The following is a 1,147-nucleotide window of genomic DNA, read 5'->3' on the forward strand; positions in this document are numbered from 1 at the left end:
GCCGCAGGACCCCCGTGCCGGCTCCGCCTGGCCCGACCCCCGCCAGCAGCCCCCGAGCCAGCCGGGTGCGCTCGGATACACCGCTTCGGTGGAGCTGTCCTCCGAGCGCCTGCTGAACCAGAAGAAGAAGCCCCGCCCGCAGAGCAACCGCGGCGGCTCCCGCTTCCGTATCGGGGCCAGGAGGGAGGAGGCCGAGCGGCAGCGCAAGCTCGACCTCATCCGCACTCCGGTGCTGTCCTGCTACCGCATCGCGGTGATCAGCCTCAAGGGCGGCGTCGGCAAGACGACGACGACCACGGCGCTCGGCGCGACGCTCGCCAGCGAGCGGCAGGACAAGGTCATCGCGATCGACGCCAATCCGGACGCGGGTACGCTCGGCCGCCGGGTGCGGCGCGAGACGGGTGCGACGATCCGCGATCTGGTGACGGCGATCCCGTACCTCAACAGCTACATGGACATCCGCCGGTTCACCTCGCAGGCGCCCTCCGGCCTGGAGATCCTCGCCAACGACGTCGACCCGGCGATCTCGACGACCTTCAACGACGAGGACTACCGGCGCGTCATCGGCGTGCTGGGCCAGCAGTACCCGATCATCCTCACCGACTCGGGCACCGGCCTGCTCTACAGCGCGATGCGCGGCGTCCTCGACCTCGCCGACCAGCTGATCGTCATCTCCACCCCCTCCGTGGACGGCGCCAGCAGCGCCAGTACGACGCTGGACTGGCTCTCCGCCCATGGTTACGGCGATCTGGTGCAGCGCAGCATCACGGTCATCTCCGGGGTCCGCGAGACCGGAAAGATGATCAAGGTGGACGACATCGTGGCGCACTTCAAGACGCGCTGCCGCGATGTGGTGGTCGTCCCGTTCGACGAGCACCTCGCGGCGGGCGCGGAGCTGGATCTGGACATGATGCGGCCCAGGACGCGCGAGGCGTACTTCAACCTCGCCGCCCTGATCGCCGAGGACTTCTCACGCCACCAGCAGGAGCAGGGCCTGTGGTCGCCCGGCGGGAACCCGCCGCTGACCGCGCCGCCCATCCCCGGTCATCCCCAGCAGCCGCAACAGCCGCAGGCCGGTCAGCCCCACCCCGGCCACCAACAGCAGCAGCCGCAGGCCCCCTACCCGCCGCAGCCGCATCCCCAGCAG

The 1,147-nt window shown here is 70.4% G+C and carries 1 protein-coding gene; it reads left to right on the top strand.

Annotation, left to right across the window (positions count from 1 at the left end; genetic code table 11):
* Positions 1-1,147, top strand: a 1,147-nt coding sequence (locus tag L7D48_RS28960; RefSeq protein ID WP_237884091.1) for a MinD/ParA family protein, incomplete at both ends; no start/stop codon positions are given.

The organism is Streptomyces sp. ICN903, from assembly GCF_022015835.1.
GTDB classification, from domain to species: Bacteria; Actinomycetota; Actinomycetes; order Streptomycetales; family Streptomycetaceae; genus Streptomyces; species Streptomyces fenghuangensis.